This window comes from Glutamicibacter sp. X7 (assembly GCF_054889245.1).
Window position 1 is genome coordinate 2508857 of sequence record NZ_CM142678.1, and the last position, 24242, is coordinate 2533098.

Below are 24242 nucleotides of genomic sequence, written 5' to 3' on the forward strand. Positions count from 1 at the left end.
ACATTCGCAACGAGACTCACAACCCTTGACACGTTGACCGACGATGAACGTTGGGAAATGATCATGACGCGCCGCTAGTGTGAACCTACAATCAGCAATGAGAGCCGAAACGTGGGCCCCACGGGCCAACTCTTTAATCCCAGCCTCATGCTAGGTTTTCGCGTTAGATTTGGTCTCGGCCGCGCAACCGAACTTGTACCGACAGCCCAAGGGCGGCTTAACTAACAGTCCAAGTCGCCCGAATAACATCTCATTGATCCAAAGAGCGGGGCCTGCACCGTATGCTGAGGTCAACAGCAGACATCCACGCGAAAGAAGATCGTTCCATGCAGGTTTGGGGTATACACAACGACACGCTCAGCACCGAGCTGATCGAGGGAAGCTTCGTCAGCATTGGTTGGGATGACATGGGCGATCTGACATTGATCCCTGGCGGCCGTGAACAGCTCAAGAGCGAGCTCACACGGCGCACCCCGGAGAGCCAACACAAAGCCATCCCGATCTGGGCAGGTATCCTTTTGCGCTTCCGAGACGAAATCCAAGTTGGCGACGTGATCGTTGCACCCTACAAAGCTGACAGCACCATCAATATCGGAATTGTCCGCAGCGCATATCGATACGAAGCAACGCAGTCGACGCACCGGCATCGTCGCCAGGTCGAGTGGAAGAAAATCGGGCTCTCCCGAACTATTTTCACCCAGCCAGCGCTGTATGAAATCGGCTCCGCAATCACATTATTCAAGGTGCGTAAGCATGCGCACGAGTTCCTCGCTGCCCTCAACACGCACATTCAGGATGTCGAGAAGGTGACGGAGGTTGTCGAGCGGGCGGCGGCCACGAATCTGTCCGAAGACGAGGCACCCGATGAACCTCGCGCATCCCGCATCGAGCGACACACCCGAGATTTCGTGCTCGAGGTACTGCAGGATCGTATCGACCACCGGCAGTTTGAAGAATTTTCCGCGGACTTGCTCCGCGCTCTGGGCTACCAGGCCCGAGTTACCGCGTATAGCCAAGATGGCGGCGTCGATGTCATCGCCCACCGTGATCCGCTCGGCATCGAGCCACCCCTGATCAAGGTGCAATGCAAGCACAAGACGTCCACTGCCGGTGCTCCGGAAGTTCAGCAGCTCATTGGCACGCAAGGAACCGGAGAACTTCTGGTCTTCATGACCCTCGGCGCCTACAGCCGAGATGCCTTGGCCCTCGAACGGCAGCGCCCCGGGCTGAGGCTGATAACCGGCGAAGACATTGTGAGCTTGGTCTTAGACCACTACGATGCACTTCCCGAGCGTTGGCGTGCGCTTATGCCTCTAACGCCCGTTCTTGTTGTAGCCGACAGCGCTTCATAATCGGCAGACTCAATATGCGGTCACCACCCCACCTTGTTTTGAGCCGCCGTTCCCAAATAAGACTGCGATAACACCAAATCGACTCTTTCACTTATAACCGAAAAGCGGAATAATCGGCAGGGTCCAAAACTAGATCGAATCAGGTTAGGCAATAATCGCTCCCACCCACCCCGGTGGTAGCCAAAGGAAAACGGCATCATGAGCGCGACGTTACTGAGAAACGAAGTTATGGTTTCCGCAGAGGACCTCACCTCCATTCGTCATGAGGTTAAAAAGCACATGGCAGAAGCCAACGGTTTTGCCGCTGTTTTCGCCAACGGGGAGATGTGCGAGCTTCCGCAGGAACTTTCAGCGATCATCAACCTGGGGTTGCAGTCACTTGCTACAAACGGCAGTGTTAGCGTTGCGAGGCTCCCTGAGGAACTCACAAGTACAACAGCTGCAGACATCCCGGGTATATCCCGCCCAACGATGCTTAAGCTAGCTCGAGAAAGACAGATTGATTCCTTCAAAGTCGGAAGTCACCGGCGCTTTAAGCGAGACGCAGTCCTAGAGTTCAAGGAGCAGCGCGAGCTAACACGACGCGAAGCTATGCACGCGTTGTTGCACGCTGAAGGCCAATTGGACGGCTAGGTCTGCGCGTCTATCTTCGATGGGCGAGCTCCGCGCCACATGTCAGGATCGACTATTCTGCGTCGAAAGGACTGCCACAGGACCGGCCCGACCGAATTGACCCTCGTAGACTAGATCCTTGCCGACATCCAGACTCACACGATGTCTCAACACTGACTTCTTGCGCGTCACGCCAGCAAAGTAACCGTCACGGCACAATCATCATGTCGCTGCGACGAGAACGCTTCCCGCTCCCATGACGCCTGTTCTGCCCCGGAAGATCGTTAGCCAGACGGCTTGCCCTCATCACTCGGACTTTCGGGACCAGTAGTGCTCCATCAATTTTCGCTGGGCTTGCCCCTCGGTGAGTCCTAAGATCTCCGACACCGACGAGCCCAACTGTTCCTGTAAAGCCGTGACCATCCACTCGGGCAGAGCGGGTTTACGTTCGGGCTCGGCCGTAGCGGCGAACGACTCGTACAATCTCGCCATTTCGATGATGGCGTCCCTGAGCGGGCGGATACTCGGATCGTCACCCATGCGAGCGACGCGCAAGATCAGCTCGTCGTAAACTTCGCCGTCCGAACGCGCACCCACCGACCAGACCTCTAAAATCTCAAGTATCGGCACGCCGGATGCGTCTTCTTCGACGCGCCACTCAATTCTCCAGTCGCGATCGCCCGCGACCAGCTTGCGAAATCCAAAAAGCGCTCCGAACAAGGGCTCCCTGGCCATCGGAGACCTCGCCAGCAGGAGCTTCTTCTTGAAAACAGTGCGGATTATGCGCGGGTCCTTCTTGAGAAGCAGGGGGAACAGCAACCGCTTCTTCCGTCTGGCGAACGACTCAAAGACGCGCTTTGGACTGGCTCACTGTTGGTTGGATTCCCCTTCAGCGACGATTTCGGCTTCCAGCTCGGCCCGGCTCCAGTTGAAGAGTTCCATCGCTTGGTCAAGTTCTGTGCGCACGCCGCCGTCCGCGGCGAAACGGGCCATAACCAAGGCAGCATCGCGAAGCGTCTCCCGGTCCCGACGAAGCTGAGCAATTTCTTGAGCGGAAACCATTTCGGCCACGATCTTGCCGTGGCGAGCCAAGGACGTATTCTGGCCCGCTTCGGCTGCTGCGACCAGGGCAGAAAGCCCAGCACGCGAGGCTTCGTTGATACTCCTGATACTCGTGTAAAAAAATATAATGATTTATACCTAGATATTCAAAGGATCTCCGTGGAGCCGCGCTTTCGATAGGCTTATACCCATAATTGTTGGCATTCGCGTGGACATCGTCGACGCACCTTGTTTCGACGCCCAGCTTGCGAAGGACTCCGGATTGCGCGAGCGGCTCTTCACCGAATCCGAGCTTCTACTCCCCCTGCGTTCGTTGGCGACCCGCCTTGCCACTTAGGAAGCACCTCAAAGGCGCTGGGCTGCCGCGGGCCCCTTTGACAGCACTGCACAATCCAAAATGACGAGCCGAGTGCACTGATAGCCGTAACCGGGCTGGACTGTGCTGGGGCCCACAAAGGGTAGAGCCATCAGCTTCATCACACTGGGCACCCACAGCCGTGATTTTTTGGCGCTCGATCCCCTACGTGTCAGGCTTGAGCGGTACCAACGTGACATAGCAAATCAGTCACCCGCGTAGGGCGAGAATCAGGAAACCACAGACCGTGTCGAATCTAGCCGTAGCGCTCGTAGGACACGATGGTCCTATGAGTACTCCCGGACCCCGTGCCGGTGGACCGTCCCGTCGCCGGACGTTCACCCCAGCAGAAAAGCTCGACTTCCTCACCGGCTACGAGCAAGCCATCACCGAGCAGAAGGGTGGCGCGTACCTGCGGGAGAACGGGATCTACTCATCGCAGATCGCCGAGTGGCGCAAACAGCGCGACGCCGGGGTTCTCGAGGGGAAAACCGGTCGAACACCGATCGGGAAGCTCTCTCCGGAGCAGGCCGAGATCGCCCGGCTACGCCGCCAGTTGGAGGTGAGCGAGGGCAAGCGGAAGAAGACCGAGGAGGCCTTGGATATCATGGGAAAACTCTCGGCGTTCTTCGAGAACGCCATCAACGAGTCCTCGGACGAGCCGAAGCCCAAGAAGAAATGACGAAGGTCTACCACCAGTTGGTTGCGCTCAACATCCCGACCCGGCGGGCGGCCGCGCTGGCCGGTGTTTCGCGCACCACGATGTACCGCAAACCCGCTGCACCGCAGGATGCGCCCCGTCCGGCTCCGCCGAATAAGCTCAGCGACGCCGAGCGGGCGGCGATCCTCGCGGCGTTGAACAGCACCGAGTTCGTGGATCTGTCCCCGTTGCAGGTCGACGCGAAGCTGCTGGACGAGGGGATTTATCTGGGGTCGTTGTCCTCGTTCTACCGAGTGTTGGGCGAGAACCGGTTGGTCAAGGAACGCCGTCGGCTGGCCAAGCACCAGCCGCGGGCCATCCCTGAGCTCGAAGCCACGGCCCCGGGTCAGGTGTATTCCTGGGACATCACGAAGCTGGCCGGCCCGGTGAAGGGCAAGTACTACGACTGCTACGTGATGCTCGATATCTATTCGCGGTTCATCGTCGGTGCACACGTGCACGCCACCGAGTCCGGGGTGCTGGCCGTAGAGATGATGGAGGAGATCTTCGGGGTCCACGGTGTTCCCCAGGTGGTGCATGCCGACCGGGGCACGTCGATGACCTCGAAGACCGTGGCGGCGCTGCTGGCGGATCTGGAGGTGACCAGGTCGCATTCGCGGCCGCGGGTGAGTAATGACAATCCGTTCAGCGAGTCGCTCTTCAAGACCATGAAGTATGCTCCGGTGTTCCCGGAACGGTTCGGGTCGCTGCCCGAGGCCCGGGGGTTCATCGGTGAATTCGTCGCCTGGTACAACCATGAGCATCAGCATTCCGGGCTGGGTTTGCATACCTCGGCGAACGTGCACCACGGGTTGGCTGATTCGGTGGCGGTGAAGCGTTCGCAGACGCTGGCCGCGGCGCGGGCCAGGAACCCTGAACGGTTCAGCAAGCAGGCGGATCCGAAGATCCTGGCGATGCCGGACACGGCCTGGATCAATAACCCGAACGATCGGGTCGCTCAGGCTGCTTGAGCACTAAATAGACTCACCTTGGTACCGCTTGACTTGAAAAATTCCGGATCGACAGCACCCTGATTATCGCCCCATTACCGGTGAAGACATTTCTTCACTGGGTACTTGACCACGGCAGCGCGTTTCCTGAACGCTGGAGAGCGCTCATGCCGCTAACTCCTCTCCTCGTTATTGCCGATACCCGTCGCAGTCACCACGTTCGATGGGTGCACCACGCGTCGTGCAGACGATACGCGGCCACACGCTCCCATCATTGCCGCGCTTTCACTTATAAACGAAAAGCGGTAAGATTACTCCGTAAGTGAAGGTAGAACGAAGTAACTTGAAGTGGCACGCAACGGCCACGACCTCGTTCTCATTGCCAGCCGAAGGAGGACGGCCATGAGCGCAACATTACTGCGGAACGAAGTGATCGTATCCGCCGAAGACTTGTCGTCCGTTCGCCGGGAGCTCGAGAACCGCACGGCGGAAATCAACGGTTTTGCCGCAATATTCTCCGATGGAAAGACACGCGAACTTCCGCATGAACTTTCTCAGATCATTGAGCTGGCTCTGCGGACGCTGGCAACGAACGGCAGTGTCAGCGTTGCGACGTTGCCCGAAGAGCTCACAAGCAGCACCGCTGCAGAGGTATTGGGCATTTCGCGCCCCACGGTGCTGAAGCTTGCGCGCGAAGGGCAGCTTGATTCCTTCACGGTCGGAAGCCATCGTCGATTCAAGCGAGAAGCTGTCCTCGAATTCAAGAAGCAGCGGGAACTGGCACGACGAGAAGCCATGCGTAAGCTGCTTGACCTTGAAGACCAATTAGACGCCTAGGCAGATCTTCAAATGAGTTTGGGGCATAGGGCAGAATTGCAGCTATGCCCCAACGTGTATTCGTGGATGCCAACGTCTTATTCAGCCGCACACTTCGTGATTGGCTCTTCCTTCTGCGCGTCGAATCAAAGGGCGGCCTGTTCCAGATCCACACCACTTGGGACGTCATCGCTGAAACTGGATCTCATCTGCGCAATAAATACCCCGAGGCGTCTGGCGCCCTTGTTTCTAGCCTTATTGATCGATGCCAGGAACTATTCGACGAGATTCTGGTCGGCTTTCCTGGCGGCGCGGTTGACCACATTGCCGATCGCGAGGATTGGCATGTGCATCATGCAGCGATGGCTTGCCAAGCGGCGATTCTCCTCACCGAAGACCACGGGTTTGTTTCCGAAGAGACCTCTTACGAAACCTACAATTGCGACGAATTCTTCACGGAAATCAGTTCCTCGTCGACAATGACCGTCCGGACCGTGGCGGATATGCAGGCAAAATACTGGGCCACAAGAGGCGGCAGGGCCCTGCCCGATGCGCTGCGCGATGCCGATTGCCCCGTATTTGCCGACATCGTCCAGCAACACTTACGGCAAATTGCACGCTGCGGCTCGCCTAAGGACCCGGCGAAGCGGACGAAATAGCAGCTCCCTTCCGCACAAGCGCGCCGGAATATGCCTTGGTCTTCCTCCGATAGTCTTATAACCATGATTGTTGGCATTGGCGTGGACATCGTCGACGTTCCCCGTTTTGGCACCCAGCTCGAAAAAGGGGCCGGGCTCCTCGAACGACTCTTCACGGAATCAGAGCGCCATCTCCCCTTGCGTTCGCTCGCGGCTCGGTTCGCGGCCAAGGAAGCCATTGCCAAAGCTCTCGGTGCCCCCGCAGGTCTAAATTGGCAACACTGCACGATCGTCAAGGACGAGGCCGGAGCACCGCAAGTCACGATGTGCGAGAGTGTCCTCAAACGGGCCGAGGACTTGGGCATCACGAGTTGGCACCTGAGCCTGTCGCACGACGGGGATATGGCTATCGCGATGGTGGTCGCAGAGCGTTAACTATCGGCGCGGATAATTGTCGTCCACCGGGTATCGATGAGTATTCTTACTTGTATGATCCCTGTTTACAGTGTGGCTCAAGTACGTGCGGTCGAGCAGGAAGAAATTTCCTCGCGTGGAAGTTCTGTTCTGATGCAGCAGGCGGCCAGCGCGTTGACCCAGTGCGCAATCCAGATGCTCGAGCAGCATCCAGCCAACACCGACACGCTCGTGGTGGGCTTGATCGGCCCGGGCAATAACGGAGGCGACGGCTTGTATGCGCTCGCCCAGCTCGCCGGCTATGGATATGCCACCTGCGCCGTGCTATGCGCAGATACCGCGCACGAGGAAGCACTGAAGGCCTTCAAGGCGCATTCTGCTGCTGAGGTGCTCCAACTGGAACAGGCCGACCAGCGTCTGAAGGACGCCGCCCTGATCATCGATGCCATTTACGGCATCGGCTACCGTCCGGGTGCCGAATTGCCAACCCTGCCGGCTGGCTCGCGAGTCTTGGCCTGCGATGTGCCCTCGGGGTTGGACCTCAGCACGGCGCGTGCCGACGATCGCGTTCTTCTCGCCGAACGCACCGTAACCTTCGGTGCCATGAAGGATGCGCTGATTAGCGGAGACGGCCCCCTGGTGTCCGGGGAAGTCGAATTGGCTGGGCTCGACTTCACCACCGACTCGCAAACCCCCTCCGCGCATCTAGTCGACGAAGCCTCCGCCAAGGAGCTGCTGTCGGTTCACCGCAGCTGGCGGGACGCGGGGCGCCACAAGTACGAGCGTGGGGTCTTGGGACTCATCGCGGGTTCGGCGCTGTACCCGGGAGCCGCACAGCTCACTGCACGGGCCGCTGTCGACGGCGGTGTGGGGCTGTTGCGCACCCACGTCCCGTCCGAAGTCCAGACCCTCGTGGCGCAGTCCGTACCAGAATCGGTGCCGCTGGACGATGACCAGATCCGCGAGGCACTCTCGCTGGCTCGCCGCTACCTGCATGGGCGCGGTGCAAAGATTTCCGCTTGGGCCATCGGCCCGGGTCTAGATAGCCGCACTCCCCCGACCGGTGTGATCGCCGATGTCTTTACCAGCCGTCAGCCTGCCGTGATTGACGCCAGCGGGCTGGAATTGGTGCCCATCGGTCCAAGTGTGCAGCCACGCGTACTGACCCCGCATGCCAAGGAGTTGCGTATGCTTCTTAAGCGCGCCGGGGTCGTGGTGACCGCCGATGAAATTTTGGAGGACCCGGCCCGGTGGACCCGCTGGGCGGCACTGGCCTACAACGCCGTGGTACTACTCAAGGGGCCGACCAGCTACGCGGTCGCCCCGGATGGTCGCACGCTGATGGTCTGCCACGCTTCGGCCCAGTTGGCCACTGCTGGTAGCGGAGACGTGCTGACGGGAATCCTAGGTCGTCTGCTCTCCGACGCCTCACTGACCGGTGCCCAGGGGCTGACTCCGGTCTCCAACAACCGTTTGTTAGAGCTGACTGCTTGCGCTGCAGTTATCCACGGTCATCTTGGTCGTGTCACCGCCGCACAGGGCAGCGTGAGCGCCTCCCGGCTTATCGCGAACCTGCCAGCGGTCATGGGAGAGTTTGGGCTGTAGGACCGCCTCTGACATACGAAGGCCGCCGACACAGAGTGGAAGCTAACTCCACTCAGCGTCGGCGGCCTCGTCCGTTTTCAGGGGCCGTTTAGAGCTCCTGCTACGGGTACTTCTCCCCCGGTCCGGTAATGTCCCATCCAGCTTCTCGCCAAGCCGCCCGGTCCAGCACATTTCGTCCGTCGATCAACCGCTGTTCGGCCACAACTTCGGCGAGTTGTTCGGGCTGTAGCTGACGGAACTCCTGCCATTCGGTGAGTAGCAGCACCACATCGGCATCCTGCGCGGCTTCCTGCCACGAATCGACGTAGTTCAGGCGAGGGAAGCGGCCGGCGGCGTTGGAGTTGCCCTGCGGGTCGTAAACGGAGACCTCGGCGCCGGCGTTGAACAGGCGTACGGCCACATCGAGGGCTGGTGAGTCACGGACGTCATCGCTGTCGGGCTTGAAACTCACACCGAGCACCCCCACGCGCTTACCGGGCAACTGATCGCCCAGCATGCTCTTGGCCAGCGCCACCACGCGGTCACGGCGCCGCAAGTTAATCTGGTCGACCTCGGCGAGGAAGCCCATGGTGTGGCTCAGGCCCAGTTCGCTCACGCGGGCCTGGAGGGCACGAATGTCCTTGGGCAAGCATCCGCCGCCGAAGCCAACCCCGGCGTTGAGGAACTTTCGCCCAATGCGCGCGTCGTGTCCGATGGCGTCGGCGAGTGTCTTGATATCTCCGCCCACGGTCTCGGTGACCTCGGCGAAAGCGTTGATGAAGGAAATCTTTGTGGCGAGGAAGGCGTTGGCCGCCACCTTGACCAGTTCGGCGGTTTCCCAGTCCGTGACCACCTCTGGGGTGCCCGCGGTTAGGATCGGCGCATACACCCGTCGCAGCAGCTCTAGCGGTTGCTGTCCGTTCAGGCCATAGACCAGACGATCCGGAGACAGCGTGTCTTTGACCGCGAAGCCCTCGCGGAGGAACTCGGGGTTCCATGCCAGCGAGACCTCGCTTCCCGGGTGGGCCCGGTCGGCGATCCGGGCGGCCAGTCGGCGGGCAGTCCCTACCGGCACGGTGGACTTGCCCACGATCAGTGCTTCCCCGGTGATGTGCTCCAGCAAGCTGTCGACCGAATCATCCACGTACTGCATGTCGGCCCCGTGCCCGTCGGCGCGCTGAGGAGTGCCCACGGTGATGAAGTGGATATCCGCCTCGTTCGCGGCCCATTCATACGAGTCGGTGAAACGCAGCCGGCCGCTACCCACGTGCTTGCGGAGCAACTCGGGCAGGCCCGGTTCATGGAAAGGCAGGATGCCTGCGGCTAGGGCCGCGAGCTTCTCCTTGTCGACATCGACGCCGATGACGTCATAGCCAAGCTCGGCCATGCAGGCCGCATGGGTGGCTCCGAGATATCCGGTTCCGATAACGCTGATGCGCAGGCTCACGCTGGATGACTCCCCTTCAACTGGAACTGCTTTAAGTGCAACAATGCCACATCCCCACCGGTCAGGCCCTGTCGGACACTACGGTGGGGATGTGGCATTCACCAAAGATTCACCGGTGCGTCAGCTCAAGGCCAGATGCTCCGCCACGGAGGCGGCCAGCGCCTCGGCTTCGGTCTGTGCCTGTTCTTGCGTGGCGGCCTCGACCATCACGCGCACCACCGGTTCGGTGCCCGAAGGACGTAGCAGCACACGTCCGGTGCTGCCTAGGCGAAGCTCGGTCTTCGCAATGTCATTCAGCAACGGTTCGCATTCGCTGACGCCGGCCTTATCCACGCCACGGACGTTGATCAGTACCTGCGGCAGCACGTTAAGAACGCTAGCCAGTTCCTTCAGGCTCTTGCCGGTGGCCTTGATGCGGGCTGCGATCTGCAGGCCGGTGAGCACACCGTCACCGGTGGTGGCGTACTGGCTGAAGATTACGTGGCCGGACTGTTCGCCACCGAGCGAATAGTCGCCTTCGCGCATGGCTTCGAGAACGTAGCGGTCTCCCACACCGGTCTGCTTCACGGTGATGCCGGCAGCTTCCATGGCCAGCGTCAGCCCGAGGTTGCTCATCACGGTGGCAACCAGGGTGTTGTCCTTCAGCTCGCCACGGTCCTTCAGTGCCAGCGCCATGATCGCCATGATCTGATCGCCGTCCACGATGGTGCCCTCGTGGTCCACGGCGAGGCAACGGTCTGCATCGCCGTCATGGGCAATGCCTAGGTCGGCGCCGTGCTCGAGTACTGCAGCCTGCAGCGGTCCGAGGTGGGTGGAGCCATAGCCGTCGTTGATGTTGATGCCATCGGGTTCTGCACCGATGACGATCACCTCGGCACCGGCGGCCGAGAAGACCTCGGGTGAGCAACCGGAGGCGGCACCGTGGGCGCAGTCCAGTACGATCTTCAGTCCCTCGAGGCGGTTAGGCAGGGACTGGAGCAAGTGCACGATGTAGCGGTCCTCGGCATCCGAGAAACGGCGTACGCGGCCAACCGAGCCGCCGATCGGACGCGGAGGTTCCATTTGCAGGCAGGCCTCAATGGCGTCCTCGAGAGCGTCGTCGAGCTTCTTACCTCCGCGGGCCAGGAACTTGATCCCGTTATCGGGTGCGGCGTTGTGGGAGGCGGAGATCATCACGCCGAAGTCCGCGCCGAGATCCCCCACCAGGTAGGCGGCGGCCGGCGTCGGCAACGTGCCGGCGTCCTCCACGTTAACTCCCGAAGCTGCCAGGCCCGCTTCAATGGCCGCCGAGAGGAAGTCACCGCTGATGCGCGGATCCTTGGCCACCACGGCGACCGGCTTACGCCCCTCGTCGGTCTGGCTACGTCCCAGCACGACGGATGCGGCCTGTGCGAGCTTCAAGGCGAGCTCAGGCGTCAATAATTCGTTTGCTTTTCCACGGACCCCGTCGGTCCCAAATAATCTTGCCATCCTTACCATGATATGCCGTGCTATTCGATTTAACGCATTTATCACGGTCGGATCGAGCTTGATATCGCGTGGAACAGGCGTCCTTGCGCACTCGCCAAGCGAATTCGAGAGTTATGCGGCCCTCTGCTCCATCCCCGTTCACCTCTCAGTACTGGCCGCGTGAAAAGGTCACACGATCCAGTTTTTTGCCCGCTGTCTCGCGACGCATCGCGGGACCTTGAAGTCCATGCACCTGCACATCTGTTGACATCAAACGTAGAATTGGAGCATGACGGAGCGACCATTCATTCATACCGTGGAGCGGTTGGCCTCCGTCGTGCACACCGAACGTTTGGCACATCATCTCTCGATCGAACAGCTCGCCGACAAAGCTGGGGTGAGCCAACATTTTTTGGTCGATATCGAGGCAGGCCGTCCGCGGGCCGAGGTCGGAAAGGTTTTAGATGTCCTCGTGGCACTCGATCTGAAACCGCGAGCGATTCCGGTGACGACCCAGTGGGCCTTTGACGGAAGTGGAGCCCTACGCGACGGGGCTCAGCATGACTGAGATTCTCAACGCGTGGCGAGACAATGAACCTGTTGGCCGGTTTGAGCGAAACTCACGAGGTGTCGTCACGTTCCAGTATGAGGAAATGGCCTCCGCTGCTCCCATTTCCCTATCGATCCCGCGATTTGGACCCCACACTAAGAGCGCGCCACGAAATCTCCTGGATAACCTGTTGCCCGACAATAAGGATGTCCGGGAAGCATGGGCCCGAAACCTCGGCGTTCCAAATACGCCCTTCGACCTTCTGACCCAGATGGGCGAAGACGTCGCCGGGGCGCTATCCCTACTACCCGACGGCCGAGAGCCTCTGGCCGATACGAAGCCGGCTCGCGTTGTCAGCGAAGACGAAATTGCCGACCGCATCCTGTCTTTGCGCCAGAATAAGGATGCGTGGTTAGAGGTTGAGCAACTGGGTCAGGTGAGAATGTCCCTGGCTGGCGCTCAAGGCAAATTCACTCTGGCTAAGGTCGGCGCCCACTGGCTCTGGTCGACAGCTCAGCTTCCCTCCACACACATTTTCAAGCCCGCGCAGGCTCGATTCGAGCAAGCCCATGAACTCGAAGCGGGCGCCCTTACACTAGCCAAGGCGGCCGGCATACAAGCACCGTGGGCTGGGGTCATGGAGTTCCTGGGCGAACGCTCTTATGTGACCGAACGATTTGACCGGGAACCGCTACCCACGGGAGTTGCGCGTCGCCAACACATTGAGGACCTGGCTCAAAGTCTTGGCCTCGGCCCGGAGAGTAAGTATCGAATTACCGCCGCGCAAATTCTGGATCTGCTACGCCAAGTCGCCGACGCAGAGCAGCGCTACGTTTTCGTGAGAATGCTGGCGTTCAACACGATGATCGGCAATGCCGATGCACACGCTAAGAACTATTCGGTGCGCCTCGAAAAGGAAATTACGCTCACGCCGATCTACGATTCGCTCCCCACGCGCGTTTGGCCGCACCTTGAAAGCAAGCTCGCGATGCGAATCGCCGGAGCGAAACACCCTCAAGAAGTGCACCTCGATCACTGGCGGAAGCTTGCTCGCGTAGAATCCTTGGATACGGATCGGGTTATCGCCATCGTGAGGGACGTTGCAACGGTCATCGGCGAACAGGGGCACGACTCTTTCGCCGCGGCCGGAGTTCACTCACGCGCGCTCGAGCGAATCGACGTGATCCTGACCGACTCGCTACGGAACATCCTCTAGGCGGACGGGCTATGCCACCGGGCATAGCAGCCATTAAGTAGATGAGGTCGCTGGTTCCGTTAAATGCCCGAAGGCCCCATCCACGAGGGATGGAGCCTTCGGTTGAAACCGGTGAAGGTTTAGCGCTTCGAGAACTGCGAAGCCTTGCGGGCCTTCTTCAGACCAGCCTTCTTGCGCTCGATGACGCGAGCGTCGCGAGTCAGGTAACCGGCCTTCTTCAGGGTCGGGCGGTTAGCGTCGCGGTCGATCTCGTTCAGTGCACGAGCGATGCCCAGGCGCAGCGCACCGGCCTGACCCGAAGGGCCACCGCCGTGGATGCGAGCGATAACGTCGTAGGCGCCTTCCAGGCCCAGAACCTTGAACGGCTCGTTGACGTCCTGCTGGTGCAGCTTGTTCGGGAAGAAGTCGTCCAGTGCGCGGCCGTTCAGGGTCCAGTTGCCCGAACCCGGAACCAGACGCACGCGGGCGATAGCCTGCTTGCGGCGACCCACAGCTGCACCCGGAACGGTCAGCGGTGCGCGCTCGGTCTCGGCCACAGCGGTCGAGGCGTTGGTCTCGGTGGTGTACGACGAAGGAGCTTCGCCTTCGAATTCAGTGATCTCTTCAGCGTTCTGAGCCACGATAATCTCCTAGTAAGTTGTTTTTCTCGGGGCCAGGACTACTGAGCGACCTGGGTGATTTCCAGTGCCTTCGGGGCCTGAGCAGCGTGCGGGTGCTCGGCGCCACGGTAGACCTTCAGCTTCGAGAGCTGGGCAGCGGACAACTTGGTCTTCGGGAGCATGCCCTTGATGGCCTTCTCCACGGCGAGAACCGGGTTCTTCTCCAGCAGCTCGGCGTAGTTGACGCTCTTCAGGCCGCCCGGGAAACCGGAGTGGCGGTAGGCGCGCTTCTGCTGCAGCTTGTTGCCGCTCAGCGCTACCTTCTCAGCGTTGATGATGATGACGTGATCGCCCATATCCATGTGCGAGGCGAAAGTCGCCTTGTGCTTGCCGCGCAGCAGGGTTGCGGCCTGGACGGCGAGGCGGCCGAGCACAACATCGGTGGCGTCGATGACATACCACTGACGAGTCTGGTCAGCCGGCTTTGGGGTGTACGTACGCACAGTAATTGCCTTACGTTGATTCGTTTCTGGTCAAACAGTCGCTTGTATCGAGGCGTGAGATCCCCCAGTGACGAGCACTGTCGTGTTGTTCTTGTGTTTGGACCAGTACGTCAGGTGAGGACTAAACTAACCGGCCGTCCATGTAAAGTTCGCGCGCCCAGCAGACCAGTGGCTATGCAACTAAACCGTCACGCCATGGCGCGTAGTGTCGAACAAGGACATACACAACTTCATTAACATTACCGGATTAAAGCCGTTGCCACCAAAAGTTCACCACTGGCCGTGAGCAAGGACACCTCAATTAGCGCCCGTCGACCTCATCGGCGCCACGCTTGGCTCGGGTCTGCGCGGCGCGGGCTGCCAGCTCGTCATCCGCGGGGTAGCTGACCTCTTCGAGCACCAGCGCCCGCGGGTGAGCCAGCTTGGTTTTCGAGTCGCGCACCATCGCCTCAAGCCTGCGGGCGAGGAAGCCGGGCTCTTCACGCCCATCCCCGACCATCATGGCCGCCCCAATCAGCGCGCGCACCATATTGTGGCAAAAGGCATCGGCCACCAGGTGGGCCACGATCAGCCCGTCCGCTCCCCTGGTGAAGGTGAACTCCTCGAGGGTACGGATGGTGGTGGCGTGCTCGCGTGGCTTGCAGTAACTCAAATAGTCGTGGCGTCCCAAGACCGATTGCGCCTCGGCGTGCATGAGCTTCACGTCGAGTTCTTCGCGGTGCCAGGTGGCTAGGTGGCGAGTCAAGGGATCCCAGCGGGCCACGCCGTCGGCGATGCGGTAGGAATAGCGTCGACGCATGGCCGAGAAGCGTGCGTCAAAACCCTCGGGAGCCAATTCGGCATCGTGAACCCAGAGTGCACCTTCGTGGCGCGAGAGGATTCCGTTGATGCGACGTACCAGCGCCTGCGGAGGATCCAGCAGTGAACGCCGCGGCAGAGCCTCGTATTCGGCATTGGTGAGGTCGAAGTGCACCACCTGATGACGGGCGTGCACCCCGGCGTCGGTGCGGCCGGCCACCACCACGCGCACGGTGCGGCGGATCAACGTTTCCAGGGCTTCCTCGAGCACCTGCTGGACGCCAAGCACGTTGGGTTGGCGGGCCCAGCCATGAAATTGCGAACCGTCGTAACCCAGCGTCAGCTTAATACGCCGCAGTGCGGGTTCGCTGATGTCTGAATCGCTGAAGAGGCTGGCTAGCATCGGGTTTTCGGGCTCCTGCATATGATCCATTATCGCCCAGGCCGATAGCGCCTCGTGTCATCTCGGGGTCGATCAATTCTCAATTTGGTGGGGCTATGGAAGTATGGCCAGCGACAGAACACTCGCTGGATTGCTTCACGACACTAAGGACCCACCCTATGAAGGCTCACCGCTTAGCCGCACTGGCCGTTACCCCGCTGATCGCCGCCGGTGTTCTCACCTCTTGCTCGAGTGATTCGCTCAGCGACGCACAGGCCTGTACCGAGGTCAAGGAGGCGGTGCAGCAAGCCGGTATTACCGCCGGGGCGGCCACCGATCCCAGCAACTTTGGCAAGCTCGCCGAGGCGGCCCCAAAGATCCAAGAAATCGCCGAGCGCACCGAATCGGATTTCAAGAACGACCTATCCAACATTTCCACGGCGTTCAGCAAGATGGGGGAACTGGTGGGTGCGGATGGAAAGCCCGATACCGCCAAGGTTCTGGAGTTCGCCAAGGACCCGCAGTTCCTCACCGATATGCAGGGCTCGTTGACGAAGCTCAGCGAGGTCTGCGGCGGGCTCGGAGGCTAAGAACGACCCGATGCGCTAAAGAGTTAAATGCGAAGAACCCTCCAGCGACGATGTCTCTGGAGGGTTCTTCTATGCGTTACTCACGCGAAGGGGCTTAGGCCTCTTCGGTGGTGGCTTCTGCGGCCTGCTCGGTAGCCTGGGTGGCTTCCTTCACAACGGCCTGCTTCGGCGATACCGGCTCCATCACCAGTTCGATGACAGCCATCGGGGCGTTGTCGCCCTTGCGGTTGCCGATCTTGGTGATGCGGGTGTAACCGCCCTGGCGGTCAGCCATAACAGGTGCGATGTTCTCGAACAGCTCGTGAACGACCGACTTGTTGGTGCGGCTGCGCGAAGCGATAACGGCCTGGACACGACGACGCGAGGCCAGATCTCCGCGCTTTGCGAAGGTGATCAAGCGCTCGGCGTGCGGACGCAGACGCTTGGCACGGGTCAGGGTGGTGGTGATCTTCTTGTTCTCGAACAGCTGTGCAGACAGGTTAGCGAGGATCAGTCGCTCATGTGCTGCGCTGCCGCCGAGACGCGGACCCTTGGTGGGGGTAGGCATGGTGGTTCTCCTAGATGAATAACCCGTTCCCTCCGGTAACCGGCGGGACGGATGAAGTAGTGTGTCGCGAGACTAAGGCTTAGAGGCCCTCGTCGTAAGCGTCCTCGTCCTCGATGGCGCTGCGAGCGGCCAGATCGAAGCCTGGAGGGGAATCCTTCAGGGCCAGACCCAGTTCGACAAGCTTTGCCTTGACCTCGTCAATGGACTTCGCACCGAAGTTACGGATGTCCATCAGATCGGCCTCGGAGCGAGTAACGAGTTCACCCACGGTGTGGATGCCCTCACGCTTCAAGCAGTTGTACGAGCGAACGGTCAGTTCCAGATCCTCGATCGGCAGCGCCATGTCGGCGGCCAGCGCAGCATCGGTCGGCGATGGGCCGATTTCGATGCCCTCGGCGGCGGTGTTCAGCTCGCGGAACAAGCCAAACAGCTCCACCAGGGTGGTGCCGGCGGATGCCACTGCATCGCGCGGGGTGATCGATTCCTTGCTCTCAACGTCCACGATCAGGCGATCGAAGTCGGTGCGCTGCTCAACACGGGTAGCCTCCACGCGGAAGGTCACCTTCAGCACCGGCGAGTAGATCGAGTCGACCGGGATGCGGCCAATCTCGCCGTCGGCGCTCTTGTTCTGAGAGGCGGACACGTAGCCACGGCCACGCTCAATGGTCAGTTCCATGTCGAACTTGCCATTGGCGTTCAGGGTGGCGATGTGCAGATCAGGGTTGTGGAACTCAACACCGGCCGGCGGAGTGATATCCGCGGCGGTGACGACGCCCGGGCCCTGCTTACGCAGGTAGGCGACGACCGGCTCGTCGTGCTCGGAAGATACCGACAGGTTCTTGATGTTCAGAACCAGCTCGGTCACGTCTTCCTTGACACCGGCTACAGTGGAGAACTCGTGCAGCACGCCGTCGATACGAACACTGGTGACAGCTGCACCAGGGATCGAGGACAGCAGGGTGCGGCGAAGCGAGTTACCAAGGGTGTAACCGAAGCCTGGCTCCAGTGGTTCAATAACGAACCGGGAGCGGTTTTCGGCAACTACTTCTTCGGTCAGGGTTGGGCGCTGCGTAATGAGCACTTACATTTCCTTTCGGCGAGCGTCCGCTATATGACGCAACACGGGGGTGGAAACGACGGTAGCCACGGTGGCCGTTCGTCTGTGGTGCAGGCGTGGGTCTAAGAGGTCACCGACCCGTATCACGGTTCGGTGACGTTCTTAGGCCTAGCCTAGCGAATCAATTAGACGCGGCGACGCTTTGGTGGGCGGCAACCGTTGTGTGCGCTTGGGGAAACATCCTGGATGGATCCAACCTCAAGGCCAGCAGCCTGCAGCGAGCGGATCGCGGTTTCGCGTCCCGAGCCTGGGCCCTTGACGAAAACGTCGACCTTGCGCATGCCGTGCTCCTGTGCACGCTTGGCAGCGGCCTCGGCGGCCATCTGCGCTGCGTACGGGGTCGACTTACGCGAGCCCTTCATGCCTACCTCGCCGGCCGAAGCCCACGAGATCACAGCACCGGTCGGATCGGTGATCGAAACGATGGTGTTGTTGAAGGTGCTCTTGATATGCGCCTGTCCCTGCGCAATATTCTTCTTGTCCTTGCGACGCGGCTTACGTACCGCTCCACGAGTCTTTGGGGGCATTTCTTCTCCTACGAAAAAGGTTTATGAGTTAGGCCGCTAAAATTTAGCGAGCCTTCTTCTTACCGGCTACGGTACGCTTCGGGCCCTTGCGGGTGCGAGCGTTGGTCTTGGTGCGCTGACCGCGGACCGGCAGGCCCTTACGGTGACGAAGACCTTCGTAGGATCCGATTTCAACCTTGCGGCGGATGTCGGCCTGAACCTCACGGCGCAGGTCACCTTCCACCTTGTAGGTGCCTTCGATGAAGTCACGCAGCTGAACCAGTTCAGCGTCGGTGAGATCCTTCACGCGGGTGTCCGGGTTGATCCCGGTGGCCGCGATGGTCTCTTCTGCACGGGTCTTGCCCACGCCGTAGATGTAAGTCAGCGCGATGATTACGCGCTTTTCGCGTGGAATATCCACGCCTGCTAAACGAGCCATATGTGGCTACCTTTCAACGAACGGAGGTCTGGAGCAGTACCTTCCACCAAAGTTTCTGGTGGCCCCGGCCTCCGAATCCGGGGGTGTGCACCGGTTGCCCGATGCGGTACTGCCTATATTGACTACGCGTGGGAATCCCGTAAGGGATTAGCCCTGACGCTGCTTGTGGCGTGGGTTCTCGCAGATCACCATGACGCGACCGTTGCGGCGAATCACCTTGCACTTGTCGCAGATCGGCTTCACGCTAGGATTAACCTTCAAGGGTTTACTCCTCTTGCGGTTGCAGTTAAATGTGGAGCTGTAAACGTTGCGTCCCAGGACATTCCAGCACCGGCGGCGTGTGTCACGCTACCGGTGATGATTCATCCAGCTGGCTGTTTACTTGTAGCGGTAAACGATACGACCACGGTTGAGGTCGTATGGGCTCATTTCTACCTGCACCCGATCCTCAGGGAGGATACGGATGTAGTGCTGGCGCATTTTACCCGAGATAGTGGCAAGCACCACGTGTCCGTTCGGCAACTCAACGCGGAACATCGCGTTGGGTAGCGCCTCGGTCACCGTGCCCTCTACCTGGATGACACCTTCCTTCTTGGCCATTTTCCCCGCTAACTTTTTGTAGTTAATGTTTCCATCAACAAGTATTTGTTCCGGCTGACTGTGCGTGTACCCGCGCTGAGTTTTGGGCACACTTAAACAGACAACCAACAGTCAAGCATACGCTATTGACGGGGGCCGGACAAATCATTGGACCCGGCCACCGATGTTAGATTGAGCACGTGGGCACCGATTCGATCCCACACTTCCGGTTAGGAGCGGATCGGCGAAGGCTCCACACCGAAGGGAGCCAGGCCGGCGGCGCCGCCGTCGTGGGCGGTCAGCACCCACAGCCCGCCGAGGTGGAAGGCCACGGTGTGCTCCCACTGCGAGGCGTTGGCCTTGTCGTCGGTGACCACGGTCCAGTCATCGGCCAGCGTGCTGGTTTCGATGCCGCCGCGCACGAGCATCGGCTCGATCGCCAGGGCCATGCCCGGCTTGATGCGTGGGCCGCGATGTCCGGAGTTGTAGTTGAGCACATCCGGGGCCATGTGCATCTGTGAGCCGATGCCGTGGCCGCAGTAGTCTTCGAGGATGCCCAGCTCGTCGCCGGGCTGCGAGGTGACGTACTCGTCGATGGCCTCGCCGATCTGCCCGATGAAGCGGGCCTTGGCGGCCGCGGCGATTCCGGCCCACATGGCCTGCTCGGTGATGTCGCTCAGGCGCTGGTCGGCTGGGTCCACGGTGCCCAGCAGCACGGTGCGCGCGGAGTCCGCGTGCCAGCCATCGACGATCGCTCCCCCGTCGATCTTCAGCACGTCCCCGTCCTTGAGCTCATAGGAGCCCGGGATGCCGTGCACCACTTCGTGGTTCACCGAGGCGCAGATCCGTCCGGGGAAGCCGTGGTAGCCAAGGAAGTTGCTGGTGGCCCCGTGGCGTTCGAGGACCTGACCGAAGACACGGTCGACCTCGGCGGTGGTGACCCCCGGCTTGGCGAAGGCGCAGGCCTCGTCCAAGGCCTCGGCCAGCACCAGGCCGGCTTCGCGCATTTTCAGCAGCTGCTGGTTGTTCTTGTACTCGATCCGTGGCTGTCCGATTCCCAACACTCTTCCTTGTCTATTTGCGGCCGTTGCCCTGGCAACGTGCTCAATTCTAGTTCACAACGCCAAACGCCGTGCCGGATCCCAGTGTGGGAACCGGCACGGCGTTGGACACGCTGCGGTGATATTTAGGCGTTGACGTTCAGTGCCGCGAGGACACGGTCGGTGACCTCGTCGATCTGGCCGATGCCATCCACCTTGCGCACGATGCCGCGCTCCTCGTAGCGGTCGACGACGACCTGGGTTTCTGCGTGGTACAGGCTCAGGCGGTGACGGATGACCTCTTCGGTGTCATCGGCGCGGCCCTCGATCTCGGCACGCTTCAGCAGGCGTTCGACGAGCTCCTCGTCGTCGGCGGTCAGCTGCAGCACGGCGTCCAGCTGCTGGCCCTGCTCGCCCAGGATCTCATCGAGCGCGTCGACCTGGGCGCTGGTGCGCGGGTAACCATCGAGCAGGAAGCCGTTGGCCACGTCGTCCTGGGCCAGGCGGTCCTTGACCATGTTGTTGGTTACCGAGTCCGGAACGAAGTTACCGGCGTCGATGTACTTCTTGGCCTCGACGCCCAGCGGGGTGCCGCCCTTGACGTTGGCACGGAAGATGTCACCGGTGGAGATCGCGACGATGTCCAGACGCTCGGAAATCTTTACGGCCTGGGTGCCCTTACCGGCCCCGGGAGGGCCAATGATCAACAGTCGCGTCATCGCAATAGTCCTTCATAGTTTCGTTGCTGCATTTGAGCATTGATTTGCTTGACGGTTTCCAGACCCACACCAACCATGATGAGGATCGAGGTACCGCCGAATGGGAAGTTTTGGTCGGCATTGATGAGCACGAACGCGATCAGCGGGATCAGCGCAACGAATGCCAGGTACAGCGAGCCCGGGAAGGTGATACGGGAAATCACGTACTGCAGGTAGTTTGCCGTGGGGCGTCCGGCGCGGATGCCCGGAATAAAGCCACCGTACTTCTTCATGTTGTCCGCGACCTCTTCAGGGTTGAAGGTGATGGCCACGTAGAAGTAGGCGAAACCGATAATCAGCAAGGTGTACACCGTCATGTAGATCGGCGAGCTGCTCGAGGCGTGGGCCTGCAACCAGATAGCCCAGTCCGGCAGCGTGCCATCGGGACGCTGGTTGAACTGCACGATCATGGTCGGCAGCGCCAGAATCGAGCTGGCGAAGATCACCGGGATTACGTTGGCCATGTTGACCTTCAACGGGATGTAGGTGGAGGTACCACCCACGGTGCGGCGACCCACGGTGCGCTTGGCGTACTGCACCGGAATGCGGCGCTGGGACTGCTCCACGAAGACGACCAGACCGATCACCAGCAGGCCGATGAGGATCACGCCGACGAAGATGCCCCAACCCTGCTGACGCAGGATGGCGCCCATGGCGGCCGGGAAGCCCGAGGCGATGGAGATGAAGATCAGCATCGACATACCGTTACCGATACCACGCTCGGTGATCAGCTCACCCATCCACATGATCAGGCCGGTGCCCGCGGTGAGGGTGACGATCATCAGCAGGATCGTGATGAGGTTATCTTCGGGTACGAGCGGCAGCGTACAGCTGGGGAACAATGCACCGGTCCGCGCCAGGGTTACCAGCGTGGTGGCCTGCAACAGGCCGAGCGCGATCGTCAGGTAGCGAGTGTACTGCGTCAGCTTCGACTGGCCGGCTTGGCCCTCCTTGTGCAGGGTTTCGAAGTGCGGAATCACCACACGGAGCAACTGCACGATAATGGCGGCGGTAATGTACGGCATGATACCCATGGCGAAGACGGACACCTGCAAGAGTGCCCCGCCACTGAATAGGTTCACAAAATTGTAGAGACCACCGGAAGTCTGACCCATTGCCAGACACTGCTGCACGTTGCCGTAGTTCACTCCGGGCGCCGGGATGAAAACACCGACACGATAGATCGCGATGATCCCGATGGTGAACAACAGCTTGTTGCGCAGGTCAGGCGTGCGGAATACACGGGCTATGGCGCTGAACAAGCGTCCTCCTGATTTTAATTGCCTGAGCCGGGTTTTCGGCTCATGCTGTGACCTAATGATTCTAGCCGTCTGATATACGTCCACGCCAAATAGCGCACGAGGCTATTCGCTATATGAACGAAGTCGGCAGGATTCTTTCCCTTGTCAGTCAGCTTATCAGCGAAACGTGACCTAAACTACGAGATTAAATGACGAACCCCGCCGATCTCGCCCAGTTGGACGTGATCGACGGGGTTCGTCTTTAGCTAATCCCGCTTAGAGGGTGTTAGCCGAACCGCCGGCAGCAGCGATCTTCTCGGCTGCGGAGGACGAGAAGGCGTCAACCTTCACATCGACCTTGACCGTGATCTCGCCGGTGCCCAGCACCTTGACGGGCTGGTTCTTGCGGACGGCGCCCTTAGCAACCAGTGCCTCGACGGTGACGTCGCCACCCTCGGGGAACAGTTCGCTGATCTTGTCCAGGTTAACAACCTGGAACTCGACGCGGAACGGGTTCTTGAAGCCACGCAGCTTCGGCAGGCGCATGTGCAGCGGCAGCTGGCCGCCGGCAAAGCCAGCCTTCACCTGGTAGCGAGCCTTGGTACCCTTGGTACCGCGACCAGCGGTCTTACCCTTGGAGCCTTCACCACGGCCGACGCGAGTCTTGGCGGTCTTGGCGCCTTCGGCCGGACGCAGGTGGTGAATCTTCAGTGCTTTTTCATCAGCCATGTTACTTAGCCTCCTCAACCTTCAACAGGTGCGGGACCTTGTTGAGCATGCCAACGGTCACCGGATCGGCGGTGCGAACCACGGTGTGGCCCACGCGCTTCAGGCCCAGCGAGCGAACGGTGTCGCGCTGAGTCTGGTTGCCACCGATGATCGACTTGACCAGGGTAATTTCCAGCTGGGCGTCGCTTGCAACAATGTTCTTCGCCATTGCTTAAGCACCTGCCTTCTGGGTCTGGATGTGACGCAGCATTGCTGCTGGGGCGACCTCGTCCAGCGGAAGACCGCGGCGAGCTGCCACTGCCTGAGGCTCTTCCAGAGCCTTCAGTGCAGCAATGGTGCCCTGAACGATGTTGATCTGGTTGCTCGAACCCATCGACTTCGACAGGATGTCGTGGATGCCTGCGCACTCCAGCACGGCGCGAACCGGACCACCGGCGATAACACCGGTACCGGGAGCGGCCGGGCGAAGCATGACGACGCCAGCGGCGGCCTCACCCTTCACCAGGTGCGGGATGGTGCTGCCAACGCGCGGTACGCGGAAGAAGGACTTCTTGGCCTCTTCAACGCCCTTGGCGATAGCTGCAGGAACTTCCTTAGCCTTACCGTAGCCAACGCCAACCAGGCCGTTGCCGTCACCGACAACGACAAGTGCGGTGAAGCTAAAGCGACGACCACCCTTGACGACCTTGGACACACGGTTGATAGCTACAACGCGCTCAAGGAACTTGTCCTTGTCTTCGTTGCGGTTATCCTTCTGATCGCGACCACGACCACGGCCACCCTCGCTACGACGGCCACGGCCCTCGTTGCGGCGGGAGTTGGTGTTCTCAGTCGCGGCGGTCTCGACTGCCTCAGTTGCTTCAGCCACCTGAGTTTCCTTCTCGTTAGTTGCTTCGCTCACAGTGCCAGCCCTCCTTCACGAGCGCCGTCAGCCACTGCTGCAACGCGACCGTGGTACTTGTTACCGCCACGGTCGAAGACGACGGCCTCAATGCCAGCAGCCTTGGCGCGCTCTGCAACGAGCTCACCAACGCGCTTGGACTTTGCGGTCTTGTCGGCCTCGCTTGCGCGCAGGTCGGCTTCCATGGTCGAGGCGCTTGCCAGGGTGATGCCCTTGGCGTCGTCCACGATCTGTACAAAGATGTGGCGAGCCGAACGGTTGACCACCAAGCGCGGACGAGCGGCGGTACCAACGATGCGCTTGCGCACACGCAGGTGACGGCGGCCACGCTGAGCGGACTTGCTCTTGCCCTTGATTCCGATAGCCAT

29 protein-coding genes and 2 pseudogenes are annotated in these 24242 nt (G+C 60.4%); 11 read left to right on the forward strand and 20 right to left on the reverse strand.

Annotation, left to right across the window (positions count from 1 at the left end; genetic code table 11):
* Positions 1-326 precede the first annotated feature (326 nt).
* Both ACYU0X_RS11935 and ACYU0X_RS11940 read left to right on the forward strand, forming a co-directional pair.
* Positions 327-1352 (forward strand): restriction endonuclease, encoded by a 1026-nt coding sequence (locus ACYU0X_RS11935; protein ID WP_461900920.1) that lies wholly within the window; start codon positions 327-329, stop codon positions 1350-1352.
* A 198-nt stretch (positions 1353-1550) separates the two neighbouring features.
* Complete coding sequence (locus ACYU0X_RS11940) at positions 1551-1985, forward strand: helix-turn-helix domain-containing protein (RefSeq protein ID WP_461900922.1); 435 nt, start codon at positions 1551-1553, stop codon at positions 1983-1985.
* A gap of 285 nt (positions 1986-2270) precedes the next feature.
* Here the strand turns inward: ACYU0X_RS11940 and ACYU0X_RS11945 are convergent, their stop codons facing one another.
* Both ACYU0X_RS11945 and ACYU0X_RS11950 read right to left on the reverse strand, forming a co-directional pair.
* Positions 2271-2783: a hypothetical protein gene (locus ACYU0X_RS11945; RefSeq protein WP_461900924.1), complete on the reverse strand. Its 513-nt coding sequence runs from the start codon at positions 2781-2783 to the stop codon at positions 2271-2273.
* A gap of 48 nt (positions 2784-2831) precedes the next feature.
* Positions 2832-3056, reverse strand: coding sequence for a hypothetical protein (locus ACYU0X_RS11950; RefSeq protein WP_461900925.1), 225 nt, complete (start codon positions 3054-3056; stop codon positions 2832-2834).
* Positions 3057-3216: 160 nt separating this feature from the next.
* Here ACYU0X_RS11950 and ACYU0X_RS11955 point away from each other — a divergent pair.
* The 6 genes and pseudogenes from ACYU0X_RS11955 to ACYU0X_RS11980 all read left to right on the forward strand — a co-directional run.
* Positions 3217-3357, forward strand: a pseudogene (locus ACYU0X_RS11955) (holo-ACP synthase); the annotation flags it as partial.
* A 313-nt stretch (positions 3358-3670) separates the two neighbouring features.
* Positions 3671-5052, forward strand: a protein-coding gene (locus ACYU0X_RS11960; RefSeq protein WP_461900927.1) for an IS3 family transposase whose coding sequence is annotated in 2 segments (ribosomal slippage) — positions 3671-3989 and positions 3989-5052 — 1383 coding nt in all. Because the reading frame shifts where the segments join, the coding sequence is not laid out codon by codon here.
* A 381-nt stretch (positions 5053-5433) separates the two neighbouring features.
* Positions 5434-5868 (forward strand): excisionase family DNA-binding protein, encoded by a 435-nt coding sequence (locus ACYU0X_RS11965; RefSeq protein ID WP_461900929.1) that lies wholly within the window; start codon positions 5434-5436, stop codon positions 5866-5868.
* A 44-nt stretch (positions 5869-5912) separates the two neighbouring features.
* On the forward strand, positions 5913-6506 hold the full coding sequence (locus tag ACYU0X_RS11970; RefSeq protein ID WP_461900931.1) for a PIN domain-containing protein: 594 nt from the start codon (positions 5913-5915) through the stop codon (positions 6504-6506).
* 63 nt (positions 6507-6569) lie between these two features.
* Entirely contained in the window at positions 6570-6920 is a 351-nt protein-coding gene (locus tag ACYU0X_RS11975) for a holo-ACP synthase (RefSeq protein WP_461900932.1), read from the forward strand.
* A 72-nt stretch (positions 6921-6992) separates the two neighbouring features.
* Positions 6993-8504 carry an NAD(P)H-hydrate dehydratase gene (locus tag ACYU0X_RS11980; protein ID WP_461900933.1) on the forward strand — a complete coding sequence of 504 codons (1512 nt, stop codon included), beginning with the start codon at positions 6993-6995 and terminating at the stop codon, positions 8502-8504.
* A gap of 100 nt (positions 8505-8604) precedes the next feature.
* Here ACYU0X_RS11980 and ACYU0X_RS11985 read toward each other — a convergent pair whose 3' ends face one another.
* Both ACYU0X_RS11985 and glmM read right to left on the reverse strand, forming a co-directional pair.
* Positions 8605-9930 carry a UDP-glucose dehydrogenase family protein gene (locus ACYU0X_RS11985; protein WP_461900934.1) on the reverse strand — a complete coding sequence of 442 codons (1326 nt, stop codon included), beginning with the start codon at positions 9928-9930 and terminating at the stop codon, positions 8605-8607.
* Between the two features lie 120 nt (positions 9931-10050).
* Positions 10051-11400, reverse strand: coding sequence for a phosphoglucosamine mutase (glmM, locus tag ACYU0X_RS11990; protein WP_461900935.1), 1350 nt, complete (start codon positions 11398-11400; stop codon positions 10051-10053).
* A gap of 268 nt (positions 11401-11668) precedes the next feature.
* Here glmM and ACYU0X_RS11995 point away from each other — a divergent pair, with 268 nt between their 5' ends.
* Both ACYU0X_RS11995 and ACYU0X_RS12000 read left to right on the forward strand, forming a co-directional pair.
* Complete coding sequence (locus ACYU0X_RS11995) at positions 11669-11947, forward strand: helix-turn-helix domain-containing protein (RefSeq protein WP_461900936.1); 279 nt, start codon at positions 11669-11671, stop codon at positions 11945-11947.
* On the forward strand, positions 11940-13145 hold the full coding sequence (locus tag ACYU0X_RS12000) for a HipA domain-containing protein (RefSeq protein ID WP_461900937.1): 1206 nt from the start codon (positions 11940-11942) through the stop codon (positions 13143-13145). The genes ACYU0X_RS11995 and ACYU0X_RS12000 overlap by 8 nt, the downstream gene beginning before the upstream one ends.
* Before the next feature lie 119 nt (positions 13146-13264).
* On the opposite strand, the gene rpsI is transcribed toward ACYU0X_RS12000, so the two are convergent.
* The 3 genes from rpsI to truA all read right to left on the reverse strand — a co-directional run bounded on the left by rpsI (position 13265) and on the right by truA (position 15448).
* Positions 13265-13765, reverse strand: coding sequence for a 30S ribosomal protein S9 (gene rpsI, locus ACYU0X_RS12005; protein ID WP_461900939.1), 501 nt, complete (start codon positions 13763-13765; stop codon positions 13265-13267).
* Positions 13766-13803: 38 nt separating this feature from the next.
* Positions 13804-14247 (reverse strand): 50S ribosomal protein L13, encoded by a 444-nt coding sequence (gene rplM / locus ACYU0X_RS12010; protein ID WP_309406261.1) that lies wholly within the window; start codon positions 14245-14247, stop codon positions 13804-13806.
* A 301-nt stretch (positions 14248-14548) separates the two neighbouring features.
* Positions 14549-15448: a tRNA pseudouridine(38-40) synthase TruA gene (gene truA / locus ACYU0X_RS12015; protein ID WP_461902804.1), complete on the reverse strand. Its 900-nt coding sequence runs from the start codon at positions 15446-15448 to the stop codon at positions 14549-14551.
* A 158-nt stretch (positions 15449-15606) separates the two neighbouring features.
* On the opposite strand from truA, the gene ACYU0X_RS12020 reads away from it, so the two are divergent.
* Positions 15607-16017 carry a hypothetical protein gene (locus ACYU0X_RS12020; RefSeq protein ID WP_461900941.1) on the forward strand — a complete coding sequence of 137 codons (411 nt, stop codon included), beginning with the start codon at positions 15607-15609 and terminating at the stop codon, positions 16015-16017.
* Between the two features lie 100 nt (positions 16018-16117).
* Here ACYU0X_RS12020 and rplQ read toward each other — a convergent pair.
* The 13 genes and pseudogenes from rplQ to rplR form a co-directional block, all read right to left on the reverse strand.
* A pseudogene (gene rplQ / locus ACYU0X_RS12025) lies at positions 16118-16564 on the reverse strand (50S ribosomal protein L17); the annotation flags it as partial.
* Between the two features lie 79 nt (positions 16565-16643).
* On the reverse strand, positions 16644-17645 hold the full coding sequence (locus ACYU0X_RS12030) for a DNA-directed RNA polymerase subunit alpha (RefSeq protein ID WP_461900943.1): 1002 nt from the start codon (positions 17643-17645) through the stop codon (positions 16644-16646).
* Positions 17646-17806: 161 nt separating this feature from the next.
* Positions 17807-18208: a 30S ribosomal protein S11 gene (gene rpsK, locus ACYU0X_RS12035; RefSeq protein ID WP_309406255.1), complete on the reverse strand. Its 402-nt coding sequence runs from the start codon at positions 18206-18208 to the stop codon at positions 17807-17809.
* Between the two features lie 43 nt (positions 18209-18251).
* Positions 18252-18626 carry a 30S ribosomal protein S13 gene (gene rpsM / locus ACYU0X_RS12040; protein ID WP_309406253.1) on the reverse strand — a complete coding sequence of 125 codons (375 nt, stop codon included), beginning with the start codon at positions 18624-18626 and terminating at the stop codon, positions 18252-18254.
* 147 nt (positions 18627-18773) lie between these two features.
* Positions 18774-18887 (reverse strand): 50S ribosomal protein L36, encoded by a 114-nt coding sequence (rpmJ, locus tag ACYU0X_RS12045; RefSeq protein ID WP_071894985.1) that lies wholly within the window; start codon positions 18885-18887, stop codon positions 18774-18776.
* Positions 18888-19004: 117 nt separating this feature from the next.
* A complete protein-coding gene (gene infA, locus ACYU0X_RS12050; RefSeq protein WP_309410423.1) occupies positions 19005-19226 on the reverse strand; it encodes a translation initiation factor IF-1 in 222 nt (73 codons plus the stop codon).
* A 209-nt stretch (positions 19227-19435) separates the two neighbouring features.
* Positions 19436-20266 (reverse strand): type I methionyl aminopeptidase, encoded by an 831-nt coding sequence (gene map / locus ACYU0X_RS12055; protein WP_418907096.1) that lies wholly within the window; start codon positions 20264-20266, stop codon positions 19436-19438.
* A gap of 125 nt (positions 20267-20391) precedes the next feature.
* The gene (locus ACYU0X_RS12060; protein WP_309406244.1) at positions 20392-20964 is read right to left on the reverse strand and encodes an adenylate kinase; all 573 of its coding nucleotides are present in this window, start codon (positions 20962-20964) and stop codon (positions 20392-20394) included.
* Positions 20961-22265, reverse strand: coding sequence for a preprotein translocase subunit SecY (secY, locus tag ACYU0X_RS12065; RefSeq protein WP_418907097.1), 1305 nt, complete (start codon positions 22263-22265; stop codon positions 20961-20963). Before secY ends, ACYU0X_RS12060 begins: the two co-directional genes overlap by 4 nt.
* Before the next feature lie 255 nt (positions 22266-22520).
* The gene (gene rplO / locus ACYU0X_RS12070; RefSeq protein ID WP_309406240.1) at positions 22521-22973 is read right to left on the reverse strand and encodes a 50S ribosomal protein L15; all 453 of its coding nucleotides are present in this window, start codon (positions 22971-22973) and stop codon (positions 22521-22523) included.
* A gap of 1 nt (position 22974) precedes the next feature.
* Positions 22975-23181, reverse strand: a complete 207-nt coding sequence (gene rpmD / locus ACYU0X_RS12075; protein WP_309406238.1) for a 50S ribosomal protein L30 — start codon at positions 23179-23181, stop codon at positions 22975-22977.
* A 3-nt stretch (positions 23182-23184) separates the two neighbouring features.
* Complete coding sequence (gene rpsE, locus ACYU0X_RS12080) at positions 23185-23874, reverse strand: 30S ribosomal protein S5 (protein WP_309406236.1); 690 nt, start codon at positions 23872-23874, stop codon at positions 23185-23187.
* A complete protein-coding gene (gene rplR / locus ACYU0X_RS12085; RefSeq protein ID WP_309406234.1) occupies positions 23871-24242 on the reverse strand; it encodes a 50S ribosomal protein L18 in 372 nt (123 codons plus the stop codon). Before rplR ends, rpsE begins: the two co-directional genes overlap by 4 nt.

Coding starts and splice junctions, on each gene's coding strand:
- ACYU0X_RS11935 (WP_461900920.1), top strand. CDS start 327: ATGCAGGTTTGGGGTATACACAACGACACGCTCAGCACCGAGCTGATC.
- ACYU0X_RS11940 (WP_461900922.1), top strand. CDS start 1,551: ATGAGCGCGACGTTACTGAGAAACGAAGTTATGGTTTCCGCAGAGGAC.
- ACYU0X_RS11965 (WP_461900929.1), top strand. CDS start 5,434: ATGAGCGCAACATTACTGCGGAACGAAGTGATCGTATCCGCCGAAGAC.
- ACYU0X_RS11970 (WP_461900931.1), top strand. CDS start 5,913: ATGCCCCAACGTGTATTCGTGGATGCCAACGTCTTATTCAGCCGCACA.
- ACYU0X_RS11975 (WP_461900932.1), top strand. CDS start 6,570: ATGATTGTTGGCATTGGCGTGGACATCGTCGACGTTCCCCGTTTTGGC.
- glmM (WP_461900935.1), bottom strand. CDS start 11,400: ATGGCAAGATTATTTGGGACCGACGGGGTCCGTGGAAAAGCAAACGAA.
- ACYU0X_RS11995 (WP_461900936.1), top strand. CDS start 11,669: ATGACGGAGCGACCATTCATTCATACCGTGGAGCGGTTGGCCTCCGTC.
- ACYU0X_RS12000 (WP_461900937.1), top strand. CDS start 11,940: ATGACTGAGATTCTCAACGCGTGGCGAGACAATGAACCTGTTGGCCGG.
- truA (WP_461902804.1), bottom strand. CDS start 15,448: ATGCTAGCCAGCCTCTTCAGCGATTCAGACATCAGCGAACCCGCACTG.
- ACYU0X_RS12020 (WP_461900941.1), top strand. CDS start 15,607: ATGAAGGCTCACCGCTTAGCCGCACTGGCCGTTACCCCGCTGATCGCC.
- rpsK (WP_309406255.1), bottom strand. CDS start 18,208: ATGCCCCCAAAGACTCGTGGAGCGGTACGTAAGCCGCGTCGCAAGGAC.
- rpsM (WP_309406253.1), bottom strand. CDS start 18,626: ATGGCTCGTTTAGCAGGCGTGGATATTCCACGCGAAAAGCGCGTAATC.
- infA (WP_309410423.1), bottom strand. CDS start 19,226: ATGGCCAAGAAGGAAGGTGTCATCCAGGTAGAGGGCACGGTGACCGAG.
- ACYU0X_RS12060 (WP_309406244.1), bottom strand. CDS start 20,964: ATGACGCGACTGTTGATCATTGGCCCTCCCGGGGCCGGTAAGGGCACC.
- rplO (WP_309406240.1), bottom strand. CDS start 22,973: ATGGCTGATGAAAAAGCACTGAAGATTCACCACCTGCGTCCGGCCGAA.
- rpmD (WP_309406238.1), bottom strand. CDS start 23,181: ATGGCGAAGAACATTGTTGCAAGCGACGCCCAGCTGGAAATTACCCTG.
- rplR (WP_309406234.1), bottom strand. CDS start 24,242: ATGGCTATCGGAATCAAGGGCAAGAGCAAGTCCGCTCAGCGTGGCCGC.